The organism is Streptomyces sp. NPDC002896 (genome assembly GCF_040295225.1).
Taxonomy (GTDB): domain Bacteria; phylum Actinomycetota; class Actinomycetes; order Streptomycetales; family Streptomycetaceae; genus Streptomyces.
This window is the reverse complement of sequence record NZ_JBEOVA010000020.1, coordinates 46,157-70,736: the sequence shown is the minus strand read 5'-3', so window position 1 is coordinate 70,736 and position 24,580 is coordinate 46,157. Positions and strand designations below refer to the sequence as shown.

Here is a 24,580-nt window from a genome sequence, read left to right as displayed (position 1 = left end):
CGTCACCCCCTGTGCAGTGCGAGGCGGGACGCGGCCGCGCGGACCAGCCGGGCCACGGGTCGCCGCGACGGCGGCTTCGGACCGGTCCGCTCCAGCCACCACCCCGTCAACTCCCGTCGCTGCTCCGCGTCTTCGGGCCTCCCGGCAAGCAGGAGATCCTCGGCGAAGCCCAGCGCGTCACGCCTGTAGCCGCCGGTCATCGGCCGCGTCCGGGCGTACGAGAAGAAGGCGGCCCGGTACGTGTCCCCGAGGATCTCCGGCAGTTCGGGCGCGACCTTGGCGACTACATCGGCCCGCTTGGCGGTGAGCGCGCGGGCCTGCACCTTGAGCCGGGCCCGGTCGAAGCCCTCAGGCACGGGGGTCCCGGCTACCAGCGCGGACAGCAGCGAGGCTTGCGCGAGCGCTACGCGCTGGCGCTCGGGGCCGGATTCGCGGCTGCCGGCCGGACCGACGGCCTCCCGAGTTGTGACCACCGAGGCCCGTGTCGCCGACTTCTGTGTCACCGACTCCCGCCTCACCGTCGACCGGATCGCGTCGAGCTCCGCCTCCAGCTCCGCAGGGGCCGGGAAGTTCTCGTCGCGCTCCAGCAGGACGCCAGGCGGGGTCACGCGGGACGCCAGGTCGGCGAGGATGCCGAGGACCGGCTCCGGGACCGGGTGGGCGTGGCTGTCGTGCCACACGCCGTCGCGCTCGAAGCCGCCCGCCACATGGACGTACGCGATGGCCTCGACAGGCAGTGCGTCGAGCGCCGCGGACGGGTCCTCGCCGCGGTTGACGTGGTTGGTGTGCAGGTTCGCCACGTCGATGAGCAGGCGTACGCCGGTGCGCTCCACCAGCTCGTACAGGAACTGGCCCTCCGTCATCTCCTCGTCGGGCCACGAGATCAGCGCCGCGATGTTCTCCAGGGCGAGTGGCACCGGCAGTGCGTCCTGCGCGATCCGCACGTTCTCGCAGAGCACGTCCAGCGCGTCGCGGGTGCGGGGCACCGGCAGCAGGTGCCCCGCCTCCAGCGGCTGCGAGGCGGTGAGCGCGCCACCGGCCCGTACGAACGCGATGTGCTCCGTGACGAGCGGGGCGCCCAGGGCCCGCGCGCGCTCGGCGAGGGCGGTCAGCCGCTCCTCGTCGGGACGGTCCGCGCCGCCCAGGCCGAGCGACACCCCGTGCGGCACCACTGTGACACCGCGCTCGCGCAGCCGCCGCAGGGAGTCGGGAAGGTGCCCCGGGCAGATGTTCTCCGCCACGACCTCGACCCAGTCGATGCCCGGCATCCGTTCCACCGCGTCGGCGATCTCCGGCCGCCAGCCGATTCCGGTACCCAAGTGCTGCACGTTCCCCCTCCTTCACGCAGACCCTGTGTGGACGGAGTCATGGCCCCGGCGCCCGGCGCCGAACCCATGTGCGGGGACGTTCAGAGCAACATTTGAGGTTGCAGCACCTAGAGGTTTGGTCGGCCTACTCGGGGTCGGGCCGGTCCGTGTTGACCTCTCCCGGCGTCGTGGGCGACGGCCGCGAGGTGACCGAGACGTCGCCGCTCGCGCCGGCAGGCGGTGCCGACGGCGCGATGCCGGAGGGCGGCGGAGGCCCGGTGGGGCTCGCGGTCTGCGTGGCGACGGAGCCGTTCGCAATCGCGTCGAAGTCGACCATGCCGGTCCCTTCGAGCATCGTGATGTGGTCGAGCACGGTCTGGTTGGCGTCCGTGGCCAGCTGCCGGACCAGCGAGTTTCGGGTGCTGTCGCGGACCTGGGCGATCACGCTGAACACCTTGCCGTGCGCGGCACGCAGCAGGTTGGCGAACTTCCGCTCGTAGTCCTGGCCCTGGGCCTCCGTCAGTTCGCGCAGCCAGCCCTGCTGCTGCTCGTTCGGCTGGTTGGGAAGTTCGATGTTGAGCTGCGCGGCGACGTTCCGTACCCGCTTGTCCAGATCGGTGTGGCCGACCACCAGATGGTCACCCGTGGCCTTGATCGCCTCGGTCGGTGCCCGCTCCATGGCCTGCTGGCCTGCGGGTATCTCCCACAGCCCGGCGAGCCGCACCTTGACCACCAGCTCGCGGTCCAGCGTGGACAGCGGCCCCCAGCGCGTGGCCACGGTGCCCGCGGCCAGGTTGGCGGGCCCGGTGCCCGACCGGTCGGCGTACGACCACACGGGGAAGGCGAGAGCGCCGATGGTGGCGACGAGTGCCGCGATGACGAGTCCTGTGCCGTTGATCCGCCGCAGCAAATGAGCCTCCCGGTGCGTGTGCCAGCTGCCTCTGCTCGATCACGTGAACCAACCGCCGCGTGCAAGGGGGTTCAAGCTACTTGGCGGTATCGAGAGGTACGTGCACAGTGGCCGGGATGTTCAATGGCCCGGTTCGGTGGCGGCCCGTTTCGGCCGCGCCGCCACCCCGTCAGCGATTCCGGTGCAGTGCCGGATGGTCCGCGACCACCGTGCACGAGCCGGGGGCGATCTCCGTGAAGCCCGCGTCGCGTACCACCGGCAGTCCGCTCCCGGTGAGTTCGTCCCAGTGCCCGGGGTCCGCCGTCCGCACGGACAGCGGGAAGCCCGCATCGAGCCAGGCCGTGCGCTCCTCGTCCGGCAGCCCCCACCACGCCAGTTGGGCACCGTGACCCGCCTGGGCCATCTCCTTGCCCGCCGACATCTCGACGCCGGGGTTCAGCCACAGGACAGGAGCGGTGGCGTCGGCGTCGGCCGGGGCCTCCGGGTCGTCGAGGTCGGTGCCGGACACCTGCAGACGCGCCAGGTCCTTGGGCCAGCCGTCCAGCGGCACAGGCGGGAAGACCCGCACCTCGGCCGACTTGCCGTTGACCGTGATGCCGGGCAGTGCCTCGGCACGTCGCCACTCGGCACCGCGCGCCCGCCGCACCACCTTGCGGATCCGCGCGTCCTCCCAGTCCCGCACGGCCTGCGCCCACACGCCGTCGCCCTGCGACCGCTCGTCGCTCAGCATCCTCAGGACGGCCCGTGCGGCGGTCTCCAACGCGTCCGTACGGGCCGGGGGAGCGGCGCGTTCGACGCGTACGACCAGGGGCAGTACGAACTGGGGGGCCGTATCGCGCGCGGTCCGCCGGGGGACGAAGGGACTCTCGGGGACCGCGGCGGGCGTGTCGGTGTCGGGCGTGCTGGGGGCGTCGTGGCTGCTCACCCGTCCAGTCTGCCAGGGGGATGATCGGTTCTTCGGGCCCGGCCCGGTGCCGCCGGATCCAGCCGGTGCCTCAGCCCGAGCAGTCCGCGCGCCGGCCCGAGCAGGCTGTGCGCTAGCCCGAACAGGCCGTGCGCTGCGCCTCCTGCCACTCGCAGACCGGGCACAGCGTGATGCCCTTGTACGACTCCGGATACTCGGTGGGCTCACGGCACAGGACGCACTCGGCGAAGGGAGGGCCGTCCGCCTGCGGGGCCGCGGCCGCTACGGTGTCGTGGGCGGCGGCGTCCTGGCCGGTCGCGTCGCCGGTGGTGCAGTAGGAGTCCTCCATGCCGCCAGCCTAGAACGCCCGGGAGCACTCGCCGGCCGACCACCTATCCGCGGCCCGCGTCTATCCGCGGCCGCTAGCCTGCCCGCTGCCGCCGGCCTGCCCGCGATCGCCGGCCTCCGCCGCCTCGCCCGCCTTCGCCCCGATCAGCTCCGACACCTTCACGAACCGGAACCCGCGTTCACGCAGCTCCGGGACGATCGTCCGTACCGCCTCCTCCGTCACCGGAGCCGCGCTGCGCGTGCAGTGCATCACCACGACGGAACCGGGCCGGACCCCGTCCAGCACCTGCTGCGCCACCGCGTCGGCATCGGTCGCGAAGGCGTCGCCGCTCACCACGTCCCACTGCACGGCCGTGACGCCCACGGGAGTCAGCTCCCGCAGGGCGCGGTCGTCGTAACAGCCGCCGGGGAAACGGAAGTACGGCATCACGTGCGGCACGCCCGCCCTGCGGAACGCAGTGAAGGCGCGCTCCACGTCGGAGCGCATCTGCGCGGGTTCGATGGTCGGCAGCCCGTAGCAGTCGGGGGTGAAGGCGTAGTGGCTGTAGGAGTGGTTGGCGATCTCGAAGAGGGGGTCGCGTCCCAGGGAACGGGCCTCGTCCGGGTACTCGTCGGCCCACCGTCCCGTCATGAAGACGGTCGACGGCACCTTCAGGCGGCGCAGTGTGGCGATGAGCTCCGGGTTGTCGAAGTGCTCCCCGGCCGCCGCCCGGGGGCCCTGGTCCGCGGTCATGTCGGCGTCGAAGGTGAGCGCCACGGTCTTCCCGTCGGTGCGCGGACCGTTCATGAAGACCGGGGTCAGACCGGCAGGACCGGGCGCGAGGGTGGGCGGCCGGGACGGGGACGGCGAGGCCGAGGCCGAGGCGCTGGCGGTCGCGTGGCCTGGACGCTCCGGGTGTCCGGCGTCCTGCACGCCGTGGGCGCCGCACCCGACGAGTGCGGCGCCCAACGCGCAAAGCGCGGCGCTCCGCGCGCGGCGCGTGATGATTCTCCGTGCAGAGGTGATCACTCAGCGAACATATAGTGCTAAAACCGGCTTTTCGGCGGGGTGCCGCGCCGGACACCCCCGTTCGCCCCGCCGAAGTCACCCGCTCACCGGACCCGGAGTCGCTCATTCAAGGGGCCCGGGGTCACCTGCCCATCGCATCCGAGGCCGCCCGCCGTGCTCGCAGTCGCGGTCGCCGGACGTCGCTCGCATCCGCGGTCGCCACCGCATCCGCGGTCGACCGGCGACGCCGGTGTTACGGGTGCGGGTGCGCCGGTACGTGCGTGGCCTCCTCGATCTCGTGGGCCGCCTTGCGCAGCAGCTGCCGCGCCAGGTCGTTGAGCGCCCGCGCCGCCGCCAGCTCCTCGCCCACGCGATTCTGTACGGGGTCGCCCGGGTGCCGTTTGGCATGCCCGTGAGCCTTCAGCTCGGTGCTGTCCGGCAGCCTCAGTGCCGCGTTGGCCCCGGTGTCGCTGCCGTCTTCCTTGATGCCCAGATCCACATGCCAGGTTGCGTCGTTCTGCATGGCGATCGCCTTCTTTCCTACATGCTCGCCATCGCGTTGCACCGCTGCGGGACGCCCGGAATCCCCGCATTCAATCCTGTACGTCCGAAAGGGTGACGTCCAATCCTGTACGCCCCTGAAAGCGCGGGCGCAAGCCGTGGAGGGGTGCGATCACGCTGCGTACCGCACGGGAGCTCAGAGTGGGCTCCGAGCCCGGGGATGGCCCGGCACACGGAGACCGTGGGCCGGGCCGTCCCGAGTTCCGGCAGCTGCCGGCGTCGCCGCTTCTACCAGGGCCCGGTCACCGCGAACGTCGTGCCGGGCGTGTAGCAGTTGACGTACATCGTGGAGCCGTCGGGCGAGAAGGTGACGCCGGCGAACTCTCCCCACTCCGGCGCCTCGGGCGTACCGATGTTCTGGCGCCCGCGCGCCATCGCGTAGACCTCGCCACGCCGCGTCACGCCGAACACGTGCTGGGCGCCCTCGCCGTCCTCGCAGACCATGAGACCGCCGCTGGGTGCCAGGCAGATGTTGTCCGGTTCCTCGCCGGGCAGCTGCACATCGGTGTCCGGGCCGAAGACGATCACCAGGGTGAGGCGGCGCCGGGCGGGGTCGTACCGCCAGATCTGCCCGAAGTGGTCCGCGGCCGAGCCCTCGCGGCTGCGCGCGTACGACGAGACGAAGTACACGGACGTGCCGCCCCAGTAGCAGCCCTCCAGCTTCTGGGCGTGCGTGATGCCCTTCTTGCCGAAGTCCTGGAGGCGGATGGGTGTCGAGGTGGCGAGCGGGTCCGGGACGTCGGCCCACTCGATGCCGTCGAACGTCGTGCCCGTCTCCTGGATGGCGGAGAGGTCCGGCACGCCCGGTACGCGCATGGCCTGCAGCCTGCCGCCCGCGCGCAGGGAGCCGAGCCCGCCCTCCGGCTTCTCGGGCAGGAAGCGGTAGAAGAGGCCGAAGGGCTTCTCGAAGGCGTCCTCGGTCTCGTAGACGATGCCGGAGCGCGGATCGACGGCGATCGCCTCGTGCTGGAAGCGGCCCATCGCGGTCAGGGGTACGGCTCCTGAGCGGTGCGGATCCGACGGGTGGACCTCGAAGATGAAGCCGTGGTCCTTGGTGTAGCCGTTGGTGCCGGCCTTGTCCTCGGTCTCCTCGCAGGTCAGCCAGGTGCCCCAGGGGGTCGGCCCGCCCGCGCAGTTGACCGCGGTGCCGGCGATCGCGACGCGCTCGGACAGGACGTTGTTGCGGCCGTCGAGGGTGAGCGCGGTACAGCCGCCCTTGGCCGCGGGGTCGTAGGTGAGGCCGTCGACCGTCGGCACGGGGATCCTGCCGGTGACGCGGTTCTCGTGGTTGCGCACGAGGTGCACGCGGCCCTGTCTGCCCGCGAAGGCGGCCATCCCGTCGTGGTTGCTGGGCACCTTGCCCTCGCCTGAGCGCAGGTCGTCGCCCTCGCGGGAGAGCACCTTGTAGCGGAAGCCCTGCGGGAGGTCGAGCAGGCCGTCCGGGTCGGGTACGAGCGGGCCGTATCCGGTCCTGCCCTGGGCGGCGGCCGTACCCGCGAAGAGCTCGGAGACGGCGCCGCTGAAGGCGATGCCCGCGCCCACCGCACCGGTGCGGGCGAGGACTTGGCGTCGAGTCGCGGACCGTGCGGACCGTTGCTCCGGAAACCGTTCTTCCGAGGACGGCTGTTCCGAGGACGGTTCTTTCGAGGGCGGTTGTGCCGACGGCGGCTGTTCCGAGGACCGCGCGGGTGCGGGCTGTGCGGACGCAGACATGGGGCAACCTCCTGCTGGCGGACAGGAACTGTGACCCGCCTGTGTGTACCACGCGCCAAGGGTCTCCGGAACCACGCCTGTCGCGCGGGCCACGCACGCCGCGCGTCCGAGCGGCGGTCAGGCGGAGGGCGCGTCACGGATGCGGACGCGCGTCGGCGGGCCCGCACGATTGCGGTCCCGCCGAGCGATGCCTGACAGATGGTCAGGCCTTCGGTCAGGCCTTCGGTCAGGCCTTCGGTTCGACCTTCGGTCAGGCCTTCTGGGAGGAGGGCTCAGGCGTCCGTGACTCGTCCGGCGTTCCGGCCGTTCCGGCCGGTGGGTCCGCCTGCACCGGCGCCTCGGGCGCCATGGCCGGATTCGGCTCGTGTGCAGCGGCGGGCTCCACCTCGGTCGCTGCACCTACGGCCGGGGACGGTGCCGTCGGCATGACAGCTGGGGACTCTGGTGCCGATGGGGGCGGTGCGGGAGCAACCTGCTCCGGCGCCGAGCTCGGCGCCGCGGGAGCCATAGCGGGACCGGGAGCAGGAGCGGCGACGGGCGCCGTGGCCCCCTGCTGCTGGGCGGCCCGTTCCAGGAAGCGCAGCAGCTCCACGGGGAAGGGAAGCACCAGCGTGGAGTTCTTCTCAGCGGCGACCGCCACCACGGTCTGCAGCAGGCGGAGTTGGAGCGCGGCCGGCTCGCTGGACATCACCCCGGCGGCCTCCGCCAGCTTCTTGGAGGCCTGCAGTTCCGCGTCGGCGTTGATGACGCGGGCGCGGCGTTCGCGGTCGGCCTCGGCCTGGCGGGCCATGGACCGCTTCATCGTGTCGGGCAGGGACACGTCCTTGATCTCGACGCGGTCGATCTGCACGCCCCAGCCGACCGCCGGGCTGTCGATCATCAGCTCCAGGCCCTGGTTGAGCTTCTCCCTGTTGGACAGGAGGTCGTCCAGGTCGCTCTTGCCGATGATCGAGCGCAGCGATGTCTGCGCCATCTGGGAGACCGCGAAGCGGTAGTCCTCGACCTGGACGATCGCGTAGGTCGCGTCGACCACCTTGAAGTAGACGACCGCGTCGACGCGGACCGTCACGTTGTCCCGCGTGATGCCCTCCTGCGCGGGCACGGGCATGGTCACGATCTGCAGGTTCACTTTCCGCAGCCGGTCCACCGCCGGGATGATCATGGTGAATCCGGGCTGGCGTACGCCGTCGAGCACGCGTCCGAGACGGAAGACCACGCCCCGCTCGTACTGCTTGATGATCTTGGCCGCCGCTATGACGTACACCGCCCCGGCAGCACCGGCCGCCACTGCCGCTGCCAGCAGGTCCTCGAGCATGACGACCCCCTGTCGCCTGACGACTGACGTCTGATGCCGTCTGAGCCGCCCGATCGTGCCGTTTTCGGCACGGTTACCACGATAGGACGCGCTCGGTGCGCGGTCGAGCACACGTGCGTACCGAGCCCACGGGTGCGTCGAGCCGGGTGCGCACCGAGCCCCCGGGTCCGCCCAGCCCGGGTGACGCAGCGCTCCGTACGGCCGTGGTCACGGCGAGCCGAGCGCCCCTGCCGCCGCCAGCAGCTCATGGAGCAGATGCGACGCGGTGATCACACCGAGCAGACGTGTCTCCCCGGTGGGCTGCCCGGCGTGTAGGTGCCCGGCCAGATGGGCCCTGCCCGATCCAGAGGGTGTCCGGCGCGCGGTGTCCTGCCTCTCCCTCGGCCCCTGCGTCCCGCCCGCAGGACCTGGCGCGCGTCAGACGAGCCGGTCGCCGCGCCGGCGTCGCGGCGTATGCCGGTCAGCGCGTACACCGGTCAGTGCGTACGCCGGTCAGCGCGTACGCCGGTCAGGAAGCGTGCGTTCGCTGCCGGGTCCGTCGGCCGAGGAGTTCCGCGAGGCCGTGCCGGGTGGCGGCCAGCACGACGCGGTCCTCGGGGCGCAGCAGGTGGCCGGGGTGCAGATCCCAGACCAGTTCCGACGGGCGGCCGCCCGGGTACGGCGAGGGGTTCGCGGACAGGTCGGGCAGCCGTTCGCCGGGGGCGGCGGAGTCCAGGGCGAGCACCCGCCAGGCGCCGGGCCGGAAGGCCTCCTGGACCGTGCGGCCCTCGAGCTGCGGATGGCCTGCCACGTCGACGGCGGCGACCAGCAGCACCTGCCGCTCGACCGGGATCGCCCCCAGGATCTGACGCCCCATCATGGCCCCGGCGAAGGCGGGCGCGGCGAGGTGCGAGACGCTGCGGCTGCGGGTCAGCGCGCCCGGGTGCGCGGCGCGCAGGGTGCGGTAGACGGCGGTCGCGAAGTCGTCGTCGTACAGGCGCAGCGACACCCGCAGGTCGGGCCTGACCGACCGGGCGACCAGCGCGGCCTCGAGGTTGGTGGTGTCGGAGCTGGTGACCGCGAGCAGGGAGTGCGCCCGGCCGATCTTGGCGGCTTCCTGGACGCCCTCGTGCGTGATGTCGCCCAGCACCACCGGGACCCGTAGCCGCCGGGCGAGGGCGAGGCCCCGCGCCTCCGGGTCGGACTCCACGCACACGACGGGGATGTCGAGTTCCCGCAGCCGCGCCAGCACCCGGGTGCCGATCTTGCCGAGGCCGAGGAGCACGACGTGGCCGGACAGCCCGCGCGGCGGCCGGCGCAGCGCGGTTCCGCTGCGGAACGTGCCCAGCGCCTCCAGTACGGCGGCGAACAGCACCGGAAGCAGCAGCAGACCCACCAGCCCGGACAGCAGCTGGAGCACCTTGCGGCTGGTCCCCTCGTCCAGCGCCGGGTCGTTGATGGCGAAGAGGTCCAGCAGCGTCAGATACGTCGCGTGCAGCGGATGCTCACCGGTCGTCAGCATGGCCGCGACCACGAGGGCGACCACGCTGCCCACCAGGGTCGCGAAGGACCAGCGCAGTCGGCGCGACAGCAGTGAAGCGAAGGGGGCGCTGCGGCCGGCGGGCAGGGCCGGACCCGAGTACGACACGGTCTCCAGTACGACGGTGCCGCGGCCGGTCGCGGAGGCCACCGCCCCTTCGTCGGGCAGCAGCCGGGGCCCCTCAGCCCCGCTGCCCTCCGCGCCCTCACTGCCCGCCGGGTCCGTGGCGGTCGCCGAGAGCAGGGCCAGGGTGCACAGCTCGGGGTCGGCCACCTCGCCGGGCGCCGGCGGGGTGCGCTCCACCGCCCGCAGCAGCAGTCCGTCGGCCTGGACGACCTTGCTGGTGCCGGCCACGGCGGTGGCGGCCAGGGCGGGTGCGGCGGTGTCGGCGTCCGACAGCACCGTGGTCGACGCGTCGTGCGGTTCCGCGTCCGGTCCGGGTGCGGCCAGCGCGGCCGCCTGGTCGAGCAGGGCCTCCAGATGCTGGCCGAGCCGGCGGTTGTAGAGCCGGATCACCAGGCGCAGCCGCGGGTTGAGGCGGCGCGCGGTCAGGGCGGCCCGGATGTTCGTCTCGTCGTCGTCATGGACGAGGGCGAGTGCCGCCGCGTGCTCCACGCCCGCCTCGGCCAGGACCTCCTCCGTCGGCTCGGCGGCCTCCAGCAGCCGCTCGGGCGGGGCGGATTCGCCATTGCGGGACGCGCCGTCGGCGGCATCGCCATCGGCGGTCGCGCCGTTGCCGGCCCGGCCGTTCCCGGCGCGGCCGTTGCCGTTCCGGCCGTGACCGTTCCCGCCGTTGGCGGCCGCGGCGCCGCCGGACCCTCCGCTGCCGGCCGTGCCATTGCCGGCCGCGCCGTTGCCGGTTGTCCGCGTCACCGCCGCCGACATCCGCCCGAGCAGCGACGAGGCGCGCGTCCGGCCCACGACGGGCGGCCGCCCGCTCCGGCCGGCCGGCGGCACGACCAACGTGACCTGTTCGCCGTACAGGCTGCGGAGCTCCGCGGCGAGCCGGTGGGCCAGCGCGTCGTCCCCGCAGACCACCATGTGGCCGGCGGCGGGCGTGGACGCGGTCTGCTGAGGCGGGAGGCTGGACATGATCAGCAAGACTGCCGCAGACGGCACACCGGTTCCACCGAAACCGGCGAACAGACGCACGAACGTGCCCAAGTTGCGCGCCTGACGGCGACCTGGGCTCGAGTGCGCGACCCTCGGCTCGAGCGCGCGGGCCGCGGACCAGCCGGTACGCGGCCTCGCGGGCGCCGCGCCCTCGGAGCCCCGCAGTCCTCCGGTCCTGCCGTCCCGCGGGCCTCGCGGCGTCGGCGGCGCCCGGACCGCGCCCCGGCTACTCGCCGACCAGCCCCTTCGCGTCCCTCGCCAGTGCGGTCAGCCGCGAGATCGCCCGGAAATACTTCTTCCGGTAGCCGCCGCGCAGCATCTCCTCGCTGAAGAGCTTGTCGAAGGGCAGGCCGGAGGCCAGGACCGGGACCTCGCGGTCGTACAGTCGGTCGGCGAGTACGACGAGGCGCAGCGCCGTCGACTGGTCGGGAACCGGCTGGACGTCCGTGAGGCAGACCGCCTTCAAACCGTCCGTCAGCGCGCCGTACCGGCTGGGGTGCACGCGCGCGAGGTGGTCCAGCAGATGCGGGAAGTCGTCCAGCGAGGCGTCCGGCGTGGCATACGCCGCCCGCGTCACCTGGTCGTCCGAGAACGGCGCGGGCGCCTCGGGAAGGCCGCGGTGGCGGTAGTCCTCGCCGTCGATCCGCAGCGCCCGGAAGTGCGCGGACAGGCCCTGTATCTCGCGGAGGAAGTCGGCGGCCGCGAACCGGCCCTCGCCCAGCTTGCCGGGCAGCGTGTTCGACGTCGCGGCGAGCGCCACGCCCGCGTCGACCAGCTTGCCGAGCAGCGTGGACACCAGCACCGTGTCGCCCGGGTCGTCCAGCTCGAACTCGTCGATGCAGAGCAGGCTGTGGCCGCTCAGCGTCTGCACGGTCTGCTGGAAGCCGAGCGCACCGACCAGATTGGTCAGCTCCACGAACGTGCCGAACGCCTTCTGCTCGCGCGCGGCCGGCGCGGCATGCCAGAGCGAGGCCAGCAGATGTGTCTTGCCGACGCCGTACCCGCCGTCGAGATACACACCGCGCGGACCGGACGGCACGGCGGGCTTCGCCCGTCCGCCGAACCACCGGCGCCTGCCGCTCCCGGAGGCGTGCGCCCCGCCGAGCCCGGCCGCGAAGCCGCTCAGGACCTGCACCGCCTCGTGCTGGCTGGACTGGTTCGGGTCCGGAATGTACGTATCGAAGCGCACGGAATCGAAGCGCGGCGGCGGCACCATCTCGGCGACGAGCCGGTCCGCGGGGACGTGCGGCTCACGGGCGCACAGGGACAGCGGGGCCGCTTCGGTTATCGGGCTGTGCCCGCGGGCGGCAGTGGAGGACGACACGCTTCCCCACTTTAGGGGCCGTGGAAGACTGATCGACATGCGACGCCTGTTCCCTGTGACCGACGAAACAGCAGACCGTACCGGCTCCACCGCGGACCGTACGGGTTCCACGGCGGACCGTACGGGTTCCCCGGAGGCCGCCGACCGCGAGTGGGGGCTGGAGGAGCTCGCCGAGGCGTACGCGTACCCGGCCGACCGGGACGTGTGGCTGCGCGCCAACATGGTCTCGACGCTCGACGGAGCCGCCCAGCACGAGGGCCGCTCGCAGCCCATCTCCTGCGAGACCGACATGCGGATCTTCGGCACGCTGCGCGGGCTCGCGGACGCCGTGGTCGTGGGCGCGGAGACAGTCCGTCTGGAGGGTTATCGGCCCGCACGCGCGCGTGAGGCATTCGCCGCCCGCCGGGCCGCGGCGGGGCAGGGGCAGGCGCCCGCCATCGCGGTCGTCAGCGCCGGCCTGGAGCTGGACTTCACCCTCCCCCTCTTCACCGAGCCGCTCGTCCCCACCCTCCTGGTGACCGGTGCGGGCGCGCCCCCGGCGCGACTGCGGGCCGCGGAGAAGGCGGGCGTCGAGGTGGTCATCGCCGGCGAGGGAGCGGGCGCCGAGCCGGCCCGGATCGTACGGGCCCTCGCGGACCGCGGCTTGAGGCGCCTGCTGACGGAGGGCGGACCGCGCCTGCTCGGCCAGTTCGTGGCCGCGGACGCCCTTGACGAGCTCTGTCTGACGCTGTCCCCGATGCTGGCCGCGGGGGCGGCACAGCGCATTGTCGGAGGGCCGGAAGTGGATGTGCTGAAACGATTCGCCTTGGCCTCCCTGTTGGAGGACACTGGGTTCCTCTTTGCTCGCTACCGTCGTAATTGACACACCGCGGAATTACTCGTTCCGCTCTGTCTTCGCCAGGCAGACTGAATCTTGAAGACCCCGTGCAGAGGCGGGGCGGGATGGTTTCCGAAGGGGCACTTCGCGGCCCATGGAGGAGAGGGCTCCTGTCGTGTTCAAGAGCGTATTGATGATCGAGAAGGCCCTGACATCCGCCGACGTGGAGTTCATCACCACCTTGCACGGTGACGAGGGGGCTTCCTTCCACGTACTGCTGCAGCCGCGCGGCGACCAGGCGGACCGCCTGCTGCGCGCCATCGACGACATCGCGATGGGCGAGCTCGACGAGGCCGCCCACGAGCACGAGACTCCCGAGGGCAGGGATGCGGCGGCCGTCGGCGAGCAGGCCCTCGAGGTCTCCCTGGCGGCCCTGCGCGCCTCGGGCTGCGCCGCGGAGGGGCGGCTGGTCGCGGACCACCCGCTCGACGCCCTCAAGATGCTCGTCGCGGAGACGAACGCCGACGAGGTCATCGTGCTGACCGACCCCCACTACGTGGAGGAGTTCTTCCACCGCGACTGGGCGTCGCGGGCGCGGCACAAGGTGGGGGTGCCGGTGCTGAAGCTGTTCTCGCACAGGAAGGCGTAGGGGTACGGGGGTTTGGCGGGAGTTGTCCCCCTGCGGGGACGGGGGCTTTTCTGTGGGTTGCGGCGGCTTGCGGGGTGCGGGCCGTCGTGCGGGGGTCGCCATCTGCCGGTGGGTGGGTCGAGCCGTGTGCGCGGCTTCCGGCCGGGGTGGGCTGTGCGCCACCTGCCGGCGGCAGGGTCGGGGCCGCGCCGGGATGTACGTCCTCGGTCTGGCGCCGAGCCGTATGTTGTCGAAGGAGGCCGTAGCTTTGCGCCAGCAGCTGCGGGCGCACATCCCGCCACGTCCCCTTGGGCAGGAGCGCGACTGCCGACAGTGGCCGCTCCCGTTGTGGGCAGGCGTTCCGCAGGGCTGGGGGCACCTCCCAGCGGTAGCTGGGAGGGTGGGCACAACCCACGACGGCGGGTGCCCCTGCTCGCTCCGGTGCCCAGGAGTTCGGGCGCGGCCCGGGAACCGTGACGGCCAGCCGGGGCCCTGAGGGCCACCCGCAAGGGCATAGGCTGGGTCCCCGCCCGGCGTCGTTTCGCCGGCCGCGGCCCCAGCCGTATAACTTGCCAAAACCAGCCGTACCACTCGTCACCTGGGAGACACACGCATGGCACCCGGCCTTCCCACCGCCATGGACCGACCGCACTTCATCGGCATCGGCGGCGCCGGAATGTCGGGGATCGCGAAGGTCCTCACCCAGCGCGGCGCCAAGGTCGCGGGCAGTGACGCGAAGGAGTCCGCGACGGCGGACGCGCTGCGCGCGCTCGGCGCCACGGTGTACATCGGCCACGACGCGGCGCACCTCGCGGACGACGCCACCTGCGTCGTCGTCTCGTCCGCGATCCGCGCCGACAACCCCGAGCTGGCCCGCGCCGCCGAGCTCGGCATCCCGGTCGTCCACCGCTCGGACGCCCTGGCCTCGCTGATGGACGGCCTGCGTCCGATCGCGGTTGCCGGTACGCACGGCAAGACCACGACGACGTCGATGCTGGCGGTGTCCCTCACCTCGCTCGGTCTGAACCCGTCGTACGCGATCGGCGGCGACCTGGACGCACCCGGCTCGAACGCCCAGCACGGCACCGGCGAGATCTTCGTCGCCGAGGCGGACGAGAGCGACCGCAGCTTCCACAAGTACGCGCCCGAGGTCGCGATCGTGCTGAACGTGGAGCTGGACCACCACGCCAACTACGCGTCCATGGACGAGATCTACGAGTCCTTCGAGACGTTCGCCGGGAAGATCGTCCCTGGCGGGACGCTGGTCATCTCCGCGGACCACGACGGCGCGCGCGAGCTGACCCGGCGGATCGGGGACCGCGTCAAGGTGGTGACGTACGGCGAGGCCGAGGACGCCGACGTCCGGATCCTCTCCGTCGTCGCCCAGGGGCTGAAGAGCGAGGTCACGGTGCTGCTGGACGGTGCCGAGCTGACCTTCACGGTCTCAGTGCCCGGCCGCCACTACGCGTCCAACGCCGTCGCGGCGCTGGCCGCGGGCGCCGCCCTCGGTGTCCCGGCGGCCGATCTCGCTCCCGCCCTCGCCTCCTACACCGGCGTCAAGCGCCGCCTCCAGCTCAAGGGCGAAGCCGCGGGCGTGCAGGTCATCGACTCCTACGCGCACCACCCGACCGAGATGACCGCCGACCTCGAGGCGATGCGCTCCGCAGCCGGGGAATCCCGCATCCTGGTCCTCTTCCAGCCGCACCTCTTCTCCCGTACGCAGGAGCTCGGCACGGAGATGGGCGAGGCGCTGGCCCTTGCCGACGCCTCGGTGGTCCTGGACATCTACCCGGCCCGCGAGGACCCGATCCCGGGCGTCACCAGCGCCCTGATCATCGACGCGGCGCGGGCGGCAGGCGCGGACGTCCAGGCCGTGCACGACAAGGCCGCGGCGCCGGCGGTCGTCGCGGGAATGGCCAAGCCCGGTGATCTCGTTCTCACCATGGGCGCGGGCGACGTGACGGACCTCGGCCCGCAGATCCTGGACAACCTGTCGAAGTAGCCGGAGTGAGGGGCTGAGCTTCATGTCGTACGACGTCGACAAGCCGGACGAGCAGTGGCGGGCGGAGCTGAGCCCGGCGGAGTACGCGGTGCTGCGCCAGGCCGGCACGGAGCCCGCCTTCACGGGCGAGTACACCGACTCCAGGACGAAGGGCGTCTACTCGTGCCGCGCCTGCGGCGCCGAGCTCTTCACCTCTGACACGAAGTTCGAGTCGCACTGCGGCTGGCCGTCCTTCTTCGACCCGAAGGACACCGACGCGGTCGAACTCATCGAGGACCGGTCGCATGGGATGGTGCGCACGGAGGTGCGGTGCGCCCGGTGCGGCTCCCACCTCGGGCACGTCTTCGAGGGGGAGGGCTATCCCACTCCGACCGATCAGCGGTACTGCATCAACTCGATCTCGCTGCGATTGGTCCCGGACGAGGCGTGAGGGGGGCGCCCCTGCGAATCCATCGACTCGCGAAGCCGTCGGGTTCCGCTTCAACGTTTGGTGCCCGCCGTGGCATCGATGCAGCGATCTGACAAACGAGTAGGTCGCACGGGGTCCGTCCCATCCGGTGGGTCGGCCGGGTCACCGTGCCCGGTGCTGTATCCGTGCTGGATTTCCTGACGCCTCGTCATTGTCGATTGCCGGGTGCCTTTGCTGGATCGGTGCTCGGCAAGCTGACGGATCGCCAGTCGGATGGGGGCACGTCCGGCTGCGGATTTCGTCGAGGCGAGTCGATCGTGCCCATTTTGGCCGACTGGCGGACCGAGGTCGATCGTGCTTACTTTGGCCGACTGGCGGACCGAGCGCCGCGGTCGCGGCCTGGACATCGGCCGTCCGCGTGTGCACGACCTTCGCACGATCATGGACGCGATCCTGCATATCGACCGCGCAGGGGTGCAGCGGCGCCCGGCAGCAGGTCGAGCGGGTCAGAGACGATGCTCCGCTTGTGCCCCCATGGCTTTCTTCGCCGCGCTCGCGCCCTGGCTCGCGTTGGGCATACCGACGGACGTCCCTGTCGCGACCCGACATCACGGGGGCGAAAGGAAAACCCGGGGATGAAAGGAAAACCCGAGGACGAAACGACGGGAGTCCTCTGAGAGCACGCGCTGCCCGCATGTCAGCTTGATGGCGCTGCGGTGCTGTGCCTGATCACCAGACTGGTAGGGACGAGGTCGGTCCCAGGTCGGGAGCCACCGTTGGTGCGGATCTGCCGGAGGACGCCCTGGACGCAGCGGCGGCCCACCTCGGCGAAGTCCTGGTGGACGGTGGTGAGGGGCGGGACGAAGTGGGCGGCGTCGGGGATGTCGTCGAAGCCGACGACGCTGATGTCTCCGGGGACGGAGAGGCCGTGTTCGTGGAAGGCGCGCAGCAGACCCAGGGCCATCTGGTCGTTGGAGGCGAACACGGCGGTGCAGTCGGATTCCTCGACGAGCGCGAGGCCGGCCGCATACCCGGACTCGGCCGACCAGTCGCCGTGCAGGGGCGGCGGCACCGGGCGTCCGGCCTCCTCCAAGGCGGCGCGCCAGGCCTGGGTCCGGCGCTGGCCGGCGAAGGACGTCTGGGGACCGGTCACATGCCAGACGGTCCTGTGGCCCAGGTCGAGCAGGTGCCTGACGGCTTTCCGGGCACCGTCGGCCTGGTCGGTGTCGACCACGCTGTAGCGGTCCCCGGCGTCGGAGTCCACGACGACGACGTGTACGCCGGGCGGCAGTTGCACCGTGCCGGTGTCGAGCAGATGGATCTCCATGATGACGATGACGGCGTCGACGGCCAGCTCGCCCATCCGGGTGAAGGCCCCCAGTACGTTGTCCTGGGTCGGGACGTCGATGGGGATCAGGGTGATCGCGTATCCCTCGGCTGCGGCGTGCGTGGCGATCGCCTCCACGGTGCGGCTGTTGCCCGTCGAGGACAGGCTGAAGAGGATCACGCCGATGGTGTTGAACTGGCCGTACCGCAGGGCGCGTGCGGCGCTGTTGGGCCGGTAGCCCAGTTCCCGCATCGCTGAGAGCACCTGCTCCCGTGTCGAACTGATCACCCCGGCATGACCGTTGGAGACCCGCGAGACCGTTTGGGACGAGACGCCCGCGAGCTTGGCGACATCGGCCATGGAGACGCGCTGCTTGCGCCGCCCGCCGGGCACGCCCGAGCCGCCCCGCTGCGCACCGCCCGCGGGTGCGGAAACCCGCTGCTCCCGGTCGTTCAAGTCCATCGCTCCACCACTCCCGCTTCCCTCGCCCCCGGGACTCCGCCACGCAACGCAACGGATGTTACGTGTGGGAAACCTTGACGATCGCTGGGGCGGGTGCCACGATTCCGACGCCCTCGAGTTTACGTAAACATCGCCACGGGAGCAGCCCGGCTCAAGTTCCGGCCCGCCTTGTTTCCCAGCGTGTTTACGTAAACACGACATCGCGGTCGGTGGAGCAGGGAGGAGCGGAACGGTGGTCCAAGCACCGCAGGCGAGGATGCACAGCGCCTGGAGGCCGTCGCCCTCGAGACGGCGATCGTGATCGGGCGGCAGTTCGACGACGGAAGCTCGTCGGCCATCCCGGAGGCCGGCGCCAATAAGAACCTCGCCTTACACCTTCCCTGAGTACGCCAACGGCGACGCCGACGTGCAGACACGCGTCGACGGCGGCGCCCTCCCCGCGGCCACCGCATAGCCGAAGAATCCCCGATTTCCCGCCCGCGCGGGCCGCAGGACCGTACCCCGTACTCCCTCACGTCAAGCGTTGGGGGCACTGGTACACCACCGGTCATCACCGGGCCCACCGACGGCGAGCGACACCACCCCTCCGGCCCGGCAACCTCCCGACGACCGCTCCTCCAGACGCACATTTCCCCATGCGTCGAGCCGCCATCTCCTGAAAGGGCAAGCTGATGCGCAAGACCCCCGCCAGAACCCGCCTCACCCCCCGGCTGCGTGCCGCCTTCGTGGCGGTCGCGATCGCCGCGATCAGCGGCACAACCATCGCCGGCAGCCCCGCCTCCGCCGCGCCGAGCGGAGACACCACCCAGTTCAGGGGCGTGAACTGGGCCGATCCCCGCGACAACTTCGCCGACGACGCTGTCGTGCTGTCCGGTCTGTCGATCTCCGACAGCTACGCTCAGACGTATGCCAAGGCGAGTCGGGTGATCTCGGCATTCCGCGCGAACCTCGGCGCCAACACCGTCCGGCTGCCCATCAACCCGTACACCGTCAACGGCTCTTACTGGCAGTCCTACCGCGGGGTCATCGACGCGGCGTCGGCCCAGGGCTTCAAGGTCATCGTCTCCTACTGGGAGGGTGCGGGCGCCCGCAGGGACGGATTCATCGACGATCCTGCCACCTTCTGGCCCATGTGGGACACCGTGGTCAAGGCGTACAAGGACAACTCTCGGGTCTACTTCGAGCCGATGAACGAGCCCCACGGCTACACGGACACCGAGTGGGCCGACATCGCCGCGCAGTGGCTGGCCACGTACCCGTCGGTCCCGCGCAACCGGGTGTTCGTCAGCGGCGCCGGCTACAACGACCACGTCACCTCCGTCTGCGCCGACCCGCGCCTCGACGGCACCTACCTGTCGCTGCACCACTACGGGTTCTGGAAGGGGTACGCCACCTACGACCAGTGGGTGGCCGACCTCAAGGAGCGCATCGGTGACTGTGCCAACCGGACCGTCGCCGACGAGTTCGGCGCCCCGATGACCACCGGCCTCAACTACAACAAGCCGGCTCCCTCCGAGAACTACATCAACTTCATCCAGGCCGTCACCGACACCTTCCGCGAGCTCAAGATGGGGTCCGTCTACTGGCCCGGCCTGCGCACCGACGACACCTACACGATGCAGACCCTGATCGGCGACCCCGACCGGCCCTGGCTGGCCACCACCAACCAGTCCGGAGCCGACCGGCTCGCCTGGGGCTGGGGGCGCGGCAAGCCCGTTCGACCCTGACCGGTCTTCGGCGCAACTGCCGACAGGCAATCGAATGCGCTTGACGCCCCACCCTGCTGACGATCAGTTCGGACGGCTGACCGCGGTGCTCGCGCACCGCGGTCAGCCGCACCCCATGTTTTCGCGGGATGACGCCTGATGCCTGACGCCTGACGCCGGAAATTTCGGTCCGGGCAATCATGCCGCACGGCCCGTTTTCTGAGAATCCGTAGAACTACGTAACGGAGATGCGTAGTCCGCGAAGTGGTTATCTCCCGATGAACGTCGGATGACCAAACGCGCGCAACGATTCTTGACCCCCTGAGCGGGTGCAATCCTCCTCAGCGGACGGGAACCTCCCGTCGTGCTGAGAGAGGCAATTCATGACCAGCCCGGTTCGGACATCGAAACCGCGTGACCCGCAGTGGCCGAATTCGCCTGGCGGTTCTGTCGAAGTCCGCTTCTTGCGGTCGGACGACGTCGAGTGGCTGATGGCGCTCGAACAGACGAAATGGAATCAGGAGCAGGCCGCAGACGGCGACGAGCTGGCGGCCCGCATCGAGGCGTATCCGCAGCTGGGCATCGGCGCCTTCGCGCTGGACACAGGCGAGGCGCTGGCCTCGCTGTTCATGAAGCCGATCACGCCGGAGCGGCTGCGGGCGGCGAAGACCTGGGCCGACTGTGCACGAGTGGAGCGTCCGGTCCCGGCGGAAACCCGGTCCTTGTTCGGCATCAGCCTCAGCAGTATCGACGCCGACGCGGTCACGGCCATCTTCGAGTTCTTCTGGCCCTACGCCCTTAAGAGCGGCTGGCGTGACATCTACCTCGGATCACCCATGCCGGGGCTGCGTGCCTGGAAAAGGGCCCATTCAGATGTGCCGGTTGACGCATATCTACATGAGAAGCGTCACAATCTTCCGCGGGACCCGCAGCTCCGCTATTACTACAACAAGGGCTTCAAGAGCATCGAGGCCTGCAAGCCGGACTATTTCCCGCACGAATCGTCGCTCGATCACGGGGCCATTCTCCGCGGACATATACCACTGTCGGCAGGTGCTCCGCTATGGCGGATCCTGCCTCTTTCCTGGCTGCGGCTGATGCGCCGGCTGCTCTTCGTGCTGGTGTAGTGATGGGTGATTTCGGAAGCTCGCGGAGTCGGAGGAACAAAGACACAAAGGGGCGCGGCAGTGCAACGGTCGGGCATGCCGTCGTGGTCGGGGCGGGCCTCGCGGGGCTGCTCACGGCCGCTGCACTCGGCAGCGCCGGGTGGACGGTGACCCTGCTCGAACGGGACGCACTCAACGGCGGCCCCGGGCCCCGGCCCGGCGTCCCGCAGGGTCATCAGCCGCACGTCCTGCTGTACCGCGGGCTGAGCGCGATCGAGACACTGCTGCCGGGTCTGCGGCGGGAGCTCGTCGAGGCGGGCGGCGTACCACTGAACACCGGTGACCTCGCCTGGCTCGGCGAGCAGGGCTGGGCGCCGTTCGGCACGCCGGCCTTCGAGCTGGTCTCGGCGACCCGGCCGCTGGTCGAACACCTGGTGAGGCAGCGAGTGGCGGCGCTAGCCGGAGTGCAACTGCACGGTGGCGCACGGGTCTCGGGACTGCGGCGCCCCGCCGGGGGCACCGGCTGGCTGGTCGACTGCTCCGGCGACGCGCCGCTGACGGCGGACCTCGTGGTGGACGCGTCAGGCCGCGCCTCCCGGCTGCCGATCTGGCTGGCCCGGTCCGGGTACGGCGAGGTGGCCACGACCATCGTCGACGCCAGGGTGGGCTACGCGAGCCGGGTCTATTCCGCGCCCGCCGACCACCTCGGCCGGGTCGCGGGCGTCCTCATGCTGCTGTCCCCGCACTCCCCGTGCGGCGGTGTGGCCCTTCCCGTGGAGGGCGGCCGCTGGGTGGTCGCCGCCGTCGGGGCGGGGGACCGGCGGCCGCCGCGCGACGCCGAGGGTTTCGACGCCTTCCTCGGCCGGCTGCGCGACCCCGCGCTCGCCGACTTCGCCAGGAGCGCTCGGCCGGTCGGCGACATCGCCGTCCACCGACGGACCGGCAACGTGCGCCACCACTACGACCGCATGAAGAACTGGCCCACCGGCCTCCTCGCGGTCGGCGACGCCTCCTGCGCGTTCAACCCGGTCTACGGGCAGGGCATCACCGTGGCCGCGTGCCAGGCGCTCCTGTTGCGCAGGGCCCTGGCCTCCGGTCTGCCGCCCGGTTCGGAACGGCGGCTGATGCGCAGGCTCGCCCGGGCAGCCGACCTGCCCTGGTCCATCGCGACCGGTGAGGATCTCCGATACACCGGCAGCGGAACGGGCCGGTCCCGGATCGACGCGCTGTTCGGCCGCTGGTCACACGAACTCGACCGGCTCGCCGTACACGGCGATCTGCGCGCCCAGCGCACCCTGGACGGCATCTACCATCTCGTGGGCTCACCGGCCGGCCTGTTCTATCCGGCGCTCATCGCCTCCGCCGTGCACGCGCGCCTGTTCGGCCTCCCGGCACCGGTACCGCGCCCGCCGCTCGGCGGCAATTCCCGGCAGGTCACCGGCCCCTGACGGTACGCCGTGCCTGTCCGGCCAGTGGGCGTTTTTACGCGTAAAGCGGTCCGGACGGGCACGGCCCGCCGCTCGGTAACCCGTTGCGTAGTTCTACGGATGCCACCGACCCGGCTGATCCATAGCCTTTCGGCAGGCTGGGCGAGTGGGTCGCTGTTCCGTGGCGTATCGCGAGAGACTTCGGGGCCGCGACGAGCCACAGCGACGTGGCCTCCCGAGGACAGGTCTCGGGTGTGCCGGCCGTGTGCCGCCTGATGAGCATCGAGGTGGTCACGGGCCAGAATGCCGATGAGTGCCGACCGTCACCCCGCCCAGGTCACCGACTGGTCAATGAGCGAGGGACGAGAACCGTTGTACACGTGCGAGCCGGACGGGCAAGGCGGGGTCACCGGCCGCTGTACGCGCCCTTGACGCCGGACGCCGGACGCCGGACGCCGGACGCCGGACGCCGGACGCCGGACGCCGGACGCCGGACGCGGGTCCGCACCGCGGCGCCGTGTGCCGGTCTGTGCCGACGTGCTTGCGCAAGCACGACTTAAGCCGATGAAACGGCATGTTCCCCTTGAACGTCCTTGGCTCCGGAGGGAGTTCCCGCCCCAGGATCGAGGGTTTCCCCCGTATCCGGCGCCCCCGCGCTCTGTCTATCGTTCGGTCACAGCTGACCCACAGGTAACCCCTTGACGGTGGCTCGCGCCAGGCCGGCCTTCGCGCCCTGCTCGATTTGACCCCCCTCCGCTTCGACGACGAGGCGAATCGACCGCCCCTCCGCGCTGCCCGGAGCCGGCCACGAAAGGCAATCCCTTGCGCACTCCACGTCCTTCGCGTGCCGCGAGACGGAAGCTGATATCCGTCGCCGCGATCTCCGCGACCCTGCTGTCCGGCACCGCCACCGCCGTCGCCCTGGCGGGCCCGGCCGCCGCCGGGACGCCCTCCGCCGAGGCCGCCGCCCCGGCCCCCTCCACCGCTGTTCCGGCCGAGCGGCTGATCGTCGGCTACAAGTCGACCGCCGCCGAGGCCAAGTCGAACTCGGCCGCGTCCGCCGACGCCGAGGCCAAGGGCCGCGAGGCCGGCGAGGACCTGGACTTCCGGCGCCGCCTCGGCACCGGGGCCGCACTGGTCGACCTGGGCGACAAGCTCAGCAAGACCGAGGTCGCCGACGTCATCGCCGAGTACGGGGCGGACCCGCAGGTCGCCTACGTCGTGCCCGACCGGCTCAACAAGCCGATGGCGGACCCGAACGACACCGAGTACAGCAAGCAGTGGGACCTGTTCGAGGCCACCGCCGGCATGCGCGTGCCGGGCGCCTGGTCCACCGCCACGGGCAGCGGCGTCACGGTCGCCGTCATCGACACCGGCTACGTGACGCACTCCGACCTGGCCGCCAACATCGTCGCCGGCTACGACTTCATCTCCGACACCGCCGTCTCCGTCGACGGCAACGGACGCGACAGCAACCCGGCCGACCCCGGCGACTGGTACGCGACCGACGAATGCGGTGCGGGCACCGGCTCCAGCGACTCCTCCTGGCACGGCACGCACGTCGCGGGCACCATCGCCGCCGTCACCAACAACAGCAAGGGCGTCGCGGGCATCGCGTACAACGCGAAGATCTCCCCGCTGCGCGTCCTCGGCAAGTGCGGCGGCTACGACTCCGACATCATCGACGCCATCACCTGGGCCTCGGGCGGTACGGTCTCGGGCGTCCCCGCCAACACCAACGTCGCCAAGGTCATCAACATGAGCCTCGGCGGCAGCGGTTCCTGCACCTCCGCGACCCAGAGCGCCATCAACGCGGCCGTCAGCCGCGGCACCACGGTCGTCGTCGCGGCGGGCAACAGCAACGCCAACGCCGCCAACTACTCGCCGGCGAGCTGCAACAACGTCATCAGCGTCGCCGCCACCAACCGCAGCGGCTCCAGGGCCTCGTACTCCAACTACGGCTCGGTCGTCGACATCGCGGCCCCCGGCGGCCAGACCAGCACCGGCACCGCCAACGGCATCCTCTCCACGCTGAACAGCGGCGCGCAGGGCCCGTCCACCGAGAGCTACGAGTACTACCAGGGCACCAGCATGGCCGCCCCCCACATCGCGGGCCTCGCCGCGCTGATGAAGTCCGCCAACTCCTCGCTGACCCCGGCCCAGATCGAGTCGGCGATCAAGACCAACGCGCGTGCCCTGCCCGGAACCTGCTCGGGCGGCTGCGGCGCGGGTCTCGCGGACGCGACCAAGACGGTCCAGGCCGTGAGCGGCTCCGGCGGATCGAGTGGCACCACCTACACGAGCACCACGGCCGTCGCCATCCCGGACGCCGGGTCGGCGGTCGAGTCCCCGATCGCCGTCAGCGGCCGCACGGGCAACGCCCCCTCGGCCCTGCAGGTCGGCGTGGACATCACCCACACCTACCGCGGTGACCTCGTGATCGACCTGGTCGCCCCGGACGGCTCGACGTACCGTCTGAAGTCCTCCAGCAGTTCCGATTCCGCGGACAACGTCACCACCACGTACACCGTCGACGCCTCCAGCGAGACCGCCAACGGCACGTGGAAGCTGCGCGTCCAGGACGTGGCGGCCCAGGACACGGGCACGATCAACAGCTGGAAGCTGACCTTCTGATCGCTGCTCCAGGCGTCCACTGAATCGGGCCGGGGCCGGCAGGCGCGGAACATGCGCCGG

At 71.4% G+C, this 24,580-nt stretch carries 19 protein-coding genes and 1 pseudogene; 9 read left to right on the top strand and 11 right to left on the bottom strand.

The features are described from left to right. Positions 1-2: 2 nt before the first annotated feature. The 10 genes from ABT009_RS30990 to zapE all read right to left on the bottom strand — a co-directional run bounded on the left by ABT009_RS30990 (position 3) and on the right by zapE (position 12,002). A complete protein-coding gene (locus ABT009_RS30990) occupies positions 3-1,268 on the bottom strand; it encodes an MbnB/TglH/ChrH family RiPP precursor modification enzyme (protein ID WP_502989998.1) in 1,266 nt (421 codons plus the stop codon). 184 nt (positions 1,269-1,452) lie between these two features. Further along, complete coding sequence (locus ABT009_RS30985) at positions 1,453-2,214, bottom strand: DUF4142 domain-containing protein (protein ID WP_351302444.1); 762 nt, start codon at positions 2,212-2,214, stop codon at positions 1,453-1,455. 172 nt (positions 2,215-2,386) lie between these two features. After that, positions 2,387-3,142, bottom strand: a complete 756-nt coding sequence (locus ABT009_RS30980) for a peptidyl-tRNA hydrolase (RefSeq protein WP_351302256.1) — start codon at positions 3,140-3,142, stop codon at positions 2,387-2,389. A 112-nt stretch (positions 3,143-3,254) separates the two neighbouring features. Continuing rightward, positions 3,255-3,470, bottom strand: a complete 216-nt coding sequence (locus ABT009_RS30975; RefSeq protein ID WP_351302253.1) for a hypothetical protein — start codon at positions 3,468-3,470, stop codon at positions 3,255-3,257. Between the two features lie 60 nt (positions 3,471-3,530). Further along, positions 3,531-4,457, bottom strand: coding sequence for a polysaccharide deacetylase family protein (locus ABT009_RS30970; protein WP_351302441.1), 927 nt, complete (start codon positions 4,455-4,457; stop codon positions 3,531-3,533). 253 nt (positions 4,458-4,710) lie between these two features. Next, complete coding sequence (locus ABT009_RS30965) at positions 4,711-4,980, bottom strand: DUF1876 domain-containing protein (RefSeq protein WP_351302250.1); 270 nt, start codon at positions 4,978-4,980, stop codon at positions 4,711-4,713. A 266-nt stretch (positions 4,981-5,246) separates the two neighbouring features. Further along, positions 5,247-6,731 (bottom strand): PhoX family protein, encoded by a 1,485-nt coding sequence (locus ABT009_RS30960; protein ID WP_351302247.1) that lies wholly within the window; start codon positions 6,729-6,731, stop codon positions 5,247-5,249. A 250-nt stretch (positions 6,732-6,981) separates the two neighbouring features. After that, positions 6,982-8,046: a slipin family protein gene (locus tag ABT009_RS30955; RefSeq protein ID WP_351302244.1), complete on the bottom strand. Its 1,065-nt coding sequence runs from the start codon at positions 8,044-8,046 to the stop codon at positions 6,982-6,984. Between the two features lie 508 nt (positions 8,047-8,554). Continuing rightward, positions 8,555-10,606: an NAD-binding protein gene (locus ABT009_RS30950; RefSeq protein ID WP_351302438.1), complete on the bottom strand. Its 2,052-nt coding sequence runs from the start codon at positions 10,604-10,606 to the stop codon at positions 8,555-8,557. A gap of 298 nt (positions 10,607-10,904) precedes the next feature. After that, a complete protein-coding gene (gene zapE, locus ABT009_RS30945) occupies positions 10,905-12,002 on the bottom strand; it encodes a cell division protein ZapE (protein ID WP_351302241.1) in 1,098 nt (365 codons plus the stop codon). On the opposite strand from zapE, the gene ABT009_RS30940 reads away from it, so the two are divergent. From ABT009_RS30940 to ABT009_RS30920, 5 genes and pseudogenes are all read left to right on the top strand, one after another. Next, positions 11,965-12,864 (top strand): pyrimidine reductase family protein, encoded by a 900-nt coding sequence (locus ABT009_RS30940; protein ID WP_502989997.1) that lies wholly within the window; start codon positions 11,965-11,967, stop codon positions 12,862-12,864. The two genes, zapE and ABT009_RS30940, sit on opposite strands and share 38 nt — an antisense overlap. Before the next feature lie 130 nt (positions 12,865-12,994). Further along, on the top strand, positions 12,995-13,468 hold the full coding sequence (locus tag ABT009_RS30935; protein WP_351302235.1) for an indole-3-glycerol phosphate synthase: 474 nt from the start codon (positions 12,995-12,997) through the stop codon (positions 13,466-13,468). 592 nt (positions 13,469-14,060) lie between these two features. Beyond that, on the top strand, positions 14,061-15,449 hold the full coding sequence (gene murC / locus ABT009_RS30930; protein ID WP_351302232.1) for a UDP-N-acetylmuramate--L-alanine ligase: 1,389 nt from the start codon (positions 14,061-14,063) through the stop codon (positions 15,447-15,449). A 22-nt stretch (positions 15,450-15,471) separates the two neighbouring features. After that, positions 15,472-15,879: a peptide-methionine (R)-S-oxide reductase MsrB gene (gene msrB, locus ABT009_RS30925; RefSeq protein ID WP_351302229.1), complete on the top strand. Its 408-nt coding sequence runs from the start codon at positions 15,472-15,474 to the stop codon at positions 15,877-15,879. Positions 15,880-16,218: 339 nt separating this feature from the next. After that, a pseudogene (locus ABT009_RS30920) lies at positions 16,219-16,344 on the top strand (IS5 family transposase); the annotation flags it as partial. A gap of 211 nt (positions 16,345-16,555) precedes the next feature. Here the strand turns inward: ABT009_RS30920 and ABT009_RS30915 are convergent. Beyond that, positions 16,556-17,647, bottom strand: a complete 1,092-nt coding sequence (locus ABT009_RS30915) for a LacI family DNA-binding transcriptional regulator (protein WP_502989992.1) — start codon at positions 17,645-17,647, stop codon at positions 16,556-16,558. 671 nt (positions 17,648-18,318) lie between these two features. On the opposite strand from ABT009_RS30915, the gene ABT009_RS30910 reads away from it, so the two are divergent. The 4 genes from ABT009_RS30910 to ABT009_RS30895 all read left to right on the top strand — a co-directional run bounded on the left by ABT009_RS30910 (position 18,319) and on the right by ABT009_RS30895 (position 24,520). Continuing rightward, on the top strand, positions 18,319-19,374 hold the full coding sequence (locus ABT009_RS30910; protein WP_351302226.1) for a glycoside hydrolase family 5 protein: 1,056 nt from the start codon (positions 18,319-18,321) through the stop codon (positions 19,372-19,374). Between the two features lie 362 nt (positions 19,375-19,736). After that, entirely contained in the window at positions 19,737-20,480 is a 744-nt protein-coding gene (locus tag ABT009_RS30905; protein ID WP_351302225.1) for a hypothetical protein, read from the top strand. A gap of 83 nt (positions 20,481-20,563) precedes the next feature. After that, on the top strand, positions 20,564-21,907 hold the full coding sequence (locus tag ABT009_RS30900) for an NAD(P)/FAD-dependent oxidoreductase (RefSeq protein WP_351302222.1): 1,344 nt from the start codon (positions 20,564-20,566) through the stop codon (positions 21,905-21,907). 801 nt (positions 21,908-22,708) lie between these two features. After that, entirely contained in the window at positions 22,709-24,520 is a 1,812-nt protein-coding gene (locus tag ABT009_RS30895; RefSeq protein ID WP_351302220.1) for a S8 family peptidase, read from the top strand. The last annotated feature ends 60 nt before the right edge of the window (positions 24,521-24,580 follow it).

Bases quoted from the DNA above. Each gene is read 5' to 3' on its own strand.
- ABT009_RS30905 (WP_351302225.1), top strand. From the start codon at position 19,737: ATGACCAGCCCGGTTCGGACATCGAAACCGCGTGACCCGCAGTGGCCG.
- murC (WP_351302232.1), top strand. From the start codon at position 14,061: ATGGCACCCGGCCTTCCCACCGCCATGGACCGACCGCACTTCATCGGC.
- ABT009_RS30910 (WP_351302226.1), top strand. From the start codon at position 18,319: ATGCGCAAGACCCCCGCCAGAACCCGCCTCACCCCCCGGCTGCGTGCC.
- ABT009_RS30990 (WP_502989998.1), bottom strand. From the start codon at position 1,268: ATGCCGGGCATCGACTGGGTCGAGGTCGTGGCGGAGAACATCTGCCCG.
- ABT009_RS30955 (WP_351302244.1), bottom strand. From the start codon at position 8,046: ATGCTCGAGGACCTGCTGGCAGCGGCAGTGGCGGCCGGTGCTGCCGGG.
- ABT009_RS30960 (WP_351302247.1), bottom strand. From the start codon at position 6,731: ATGTCTGCGTCCGCACAGCCCGCACCCGCGCGGTCCTCGGAACAGCCG.
- msrB (WP_351302229.1), top strand. From the start codon at position 15,472: ATGTCGTACGACGTCGACAAGCCGGACGAGCAGTGGCGGGCGGAGCTG.
- ABT009_RS30965 (WP_351302250.1), bottom strand. From the start codon at position 4,980: ATGCAGAACGACGCAACCTGGCATGTGGATCTGGGCATCAAGGAAGAC.
- ABT009_RS30975 (WP_351302253.1), bottom strand. From the start codon at position 3,470: ATGGAGGACTCCTACTGCACCACCGGCGACGCGACCGGCCAGGACGCC.
- ABT009_RS30950 (WP_351302438.1), bottom strand. From the start codon at position 10,606: ATGGTGGTCTGCGGGGACGACGCGCTGGCCCACCGGCTCGCCGCGGAG.
- ABT009_RS30915 (WP_502989992.1), bottom strand. From the start codon at position 17,647: ATGGACTTGAACGACCGGGAGCAGCGGGTTTCCGCACCCGCGGGCGGT.